The 3610-nt window shown below is 43.1% G+C and carries 2 protein-coding genes and 1 pseudogene; all 3 read left to right on the top strand.

The window, feature by feature from the left end; genetic code table 11:
- Positions 1–67, top strand: a pseudogene (locus ACTIE0_RS23385) (zinc ribbon domain-containing protein); the annotation flags it as partial.
- Positions 68–86: 19 nt separating this feature from the next.
- Positions 87–548, top strand: coding sequence for a tellurite resistance TerB family protein (locus ACTIE0_RS23390; protein ID WP_008056207.1), 462 nt, complete (start codon positions 87–89; stop codon positions 546–548).
- A gap of 56 nt (positions 549–604) precedes the next feature.
- Positions 605–3214 carry a zinc-dependent metalloprotease gene (locus ACTIE0_RS23395; protein ID WP_235720269.1) on the top strand — a complete coding sequence of 870 codons (2610 nt, stop codon included), beginning with the start codon at positions 605–607 and terminating at the stop codon, positions 3212–3214.
- Positions 3215–3610: the final 396 nt, after the last annotated feature.

The following is a 3610-nucleotide window of genomic DNA, read 5'->3' on the forward strand; positions in this document are numbered from 1 at the left end:
TGTTACCTTAACGGGTAATAGTGCTATCGTTGCATTGTCCGGGAACAACCGGAAAAATGTCGCGTAAATGTATCAGTGGGTTTCTGATGAGCATACTCAACAAAATCTTTAAAGGACAGGATGAAACGCGGATTTCTCTGTCTACCCCGGAGGCGTTTGCGGCGATCGCAGTTAGTGCTATCTGTGCTGACGGCTATCTGTGCGCCCAGGAAAGGGAACGGATTATAGTTTTATTGTCGGAACTTCCCCTGTTTAACGGATATTCTCAGCCCAAGCTGACTAATTTAGTCGAAAAGTTATTTGAGTTACTATCTCTCAAGGGGACTTACTCTCTGTTGGCGATCGCTCGTGAGTTTTTACCTGTACAACTTCAGGAAACTGTGTTTACAGTAGTTAGCGATTTGTTATTAGTTGATGGGGTCTTGTCTATTAAGGAACGAGAGTTTTTGACCCATTTGTGGCAAATGTTGGATATACCTGCTGAACAAGCGTCTGAGATTTTTGAGCAGAAGTTAGAACAATACGATCTCAGAACACCTAATGGTTGATGAGAAGATTAAGCCGATATCTGATAATTTTGTTGCTCTCATTTGTTATGGTGACAATGGGGTGGAATAAAGCGATCGCACAAATCCCCAAATCTTTGGCGATCGCTCCATTTCAGATATCACAGCAACAGACACAACCTGCCGATTTTGATGGTATCATCCAGGGAACAGAACAATTGGTCGGGTTGTTTACTCTCTATCACAAACCCGAAACTAGACAGGTTTATCTGGAAATTCAACCCCAACAGCTTGAGCAAAATTTTCTGTGTTTTATTAGCCTTGAGTCTGGGTTAGAAAATAGTAACTTTTGGAGTGGTCAAGATTTAGGAAGTTTCCTGTTTAAACTGCGTTCTGTTTCCAACCGGATAGAATTATTAATTCCTAATATCAACTTTCGGTTCAATCCCCAAGAAACCCAGGCCGCAGCCATAGACCGCGCTTTTAGGGATTCAGTTTTATACTCCCTACCTGTCATGGCTACCCATCCTGAAAGACAGAGTATTTTAGTAGATTTCAGCCCAGTTTTAGTAGGAAATAACGAATTTTCGGGAGTCGTTTCTCAACTGTTATTCAGTTTACAAAATAACTACAATTTTGATGCTGATAAATCCTATATTTCGGGTCTCAAAGCATTTCCCAATAATGTCGAAGTCGCATCAGTATTAGGGTTTACAGCCGTGGGGAGAAACCTAGTACCTCATAGCCCAGCTATTTCTGATAGGCGTGCATTTAACCTAAAAATTCGTTACAGTTTTCTCGCCCTTCCTGATGATCACAGCTACCGCACTCGCCTAGCTGATGAACGAATCGGCTATTTTACAACGATTTATCGGGATGTTTCTAACCCTACCCGAACAGGGGCAATGGTGCGCTATATTAACCGATGGAATTTACAAAAACAAATCCCTAGTGCGCCCTTGTCAGCACCAGTAGAACCGATTGTATTTTGGCTAGAAAATACCATTCCTTTAGCATACCGTCAAGCTATTGCCGAAGGCGCTTTGATGTGGAATAAAGCCTTTGAAAAGGTGGGTTTTATGAATGCGATCGAAGTGCGACAAATGCCGGACAATGCTACCTGGGATCCCGCCGATGTCCGTTATAATACCATTCGCTGGTCTACATCTTTTAACTCGCCTTTCAGTGGTTACGGTCCTTCCCATGTTAACCCTTTAACCGGTCAAATTTTAGATGCAGATATGGTGATTGAAAGTCAAGCCATTGACAGCTTGCGACAAAGACAGGAAATTTTAGTCGAGGGTAGTTCTGCACAATGTCAGGATGGTTTATTAGGGCGAAATTGGCAACAACCCACCCCTAATAATCAGGAATATTTAATAGCATTGGAGCATTTTTGTTTTGAGGTAGAATCTACTCGCCAATTGGCTATTGGTGCGATCGCCATGTCCGTTAACCCTAGATTTCACCAAGATTCTATAGATGAGTATATTAATCAATATTTGCGTTATTTAACCGCCCATGAAATTGGTCATACTTTGGGTTTAAGACACAATTTCCGGGGTAGTACCATGCTAACACCAGAGGAATTAAACGATCGCGATATTACCCGCACTAGGGGAATGACCGCCTCAGTAATGGATTATTTACCAGTGAATTTAGCCCCCCCAGGACAACCCCAGGGCGATTATTTTCCCGTGGTTTTAGGCGCTTATGATCAATGGGCGATTCAATATGGATATCAACCCATTTTAGATATGACACCTTATTTAGAGTCTCGCCAATTACAGGAAATTGTAGCACGGGCAACTGAGCCAGATCTAGCATTTGCAACCGATGAGGATGTATGGGGAATTTTTCTTGACCCCGAGGCGCTACCATGGGATCTTAGTAGTGATATGTTACGCTATTCCCAATGGCAATTAGACAATGCCCAATATATATGGGATAGGTTAGAAACTCGTTCATTTCCTAGCAGCCAAGAATCTGACCAACTGCTGATAGCTTTTAACACAATTTTGAGTTATTATGCTAATAATGCAGCTAATGCTATACCATATATAGGTGGTCAGTCTTTCCATCGTTACCGCATTGGTAATAGTGGCAGTTCTTTACCTTTAGAGCCGATTCCAGTAACTCAGCAACGAGAGGCTTTGCAACTTTTAGCCAAATATGTATTTGCTGAAGATGCTTTTAATTTTTCTCCGAATCTGTTAAATCGCTTAGTTCCTTCTCGATGGTCTGATTGGGGAAATCCTAATCGTTTTGCTTCCTTAGATTATCCTATTAGCGATCGCATTGGGTGGGTCCAAAACCGCATTTTATCCGAACTACTTTCACCGGCGAGGTTAACTCGGTTGCGGGATTTGGAATTTAAAACCTCTCCTGGTAATGCTTTAACCATACCCGAATTATTGGAAATGCTAACAAATAGTATCTGGTCGGAACTATGGACTAGCGAAAAACAAATATCTATCGGTCCGGTGCGTCGATCGCTACAACAAGTTTATCTAGATTTAATGACTGATATAGTATTAGGAAATACCCCCGCCCCCCAAGATGCACAGACCTTAGCCTGGTTTCAGTTTAAGCAGTTAGAAGAATCCCTAGACTACCTAGTTAAACGTCGTAGCGATCGTCTGGATGCCTATAGTATAGCACATTTAGCCAAAAGTCGCGATCGGATTGCTAAAACTTTAGGAATATAGCCTTAACTTAGCATATCAAAAACAGCAATTATCGTTCACACAAAAATCCTGCCATTCCCTAGTTAATTAAACTTCACCACCCCCACCCGAAAAAGCCGTAGGGGCGGGTTCTGCCGTCAATGAAACTTCCCCACCGGAATTTAACTAAACCCGCCCCCACCCGAAAAAGCCGTAGGGGCGGGTTCTGCCGCCAATGAAACTTCCCCACCGGAATTTAACTAAACCCGCCCCCACCCACCGATAATGTAGGGGCGGGTTCTGCCGCCAATGAAACTTCCCCACCGGAATTTAACTAAACCCGCCCCCACCCACCAATAATGTAGGGGCGGGTTCTGCCGTCAATGAAACTTCCCCACCGGAATTTTGATAAACCCGCCCCCACCCACCGATAATTAG

The organism is Limnospira sp. (assembly GCF_051859755.1).
GTDB classification, from domain to species: Bacteria; Cyanobacteriota; Cyanobacteriia; order Cyanobacteriales; family Microcoleaceae; genus Limnospira; species Limnospira fusiformis.

Bases quoted from the DNA above. Each gene is read 5' to 3' on its own strand.
- ACTIE0_RS23390 (WP_008056207.1), top strand. From the start codon at position 87: ATGAGCATACTCAACAAAATCTTTAAAGGACAGGATGAAACGCGGATT.
- ACTIE0_RS23395 (WP_235720269.1), top strand. From the start codon at position 605: ATGGGGTGGAATAAAGCGATCGCACAAATCCCCAAATCTTTGGCGATC.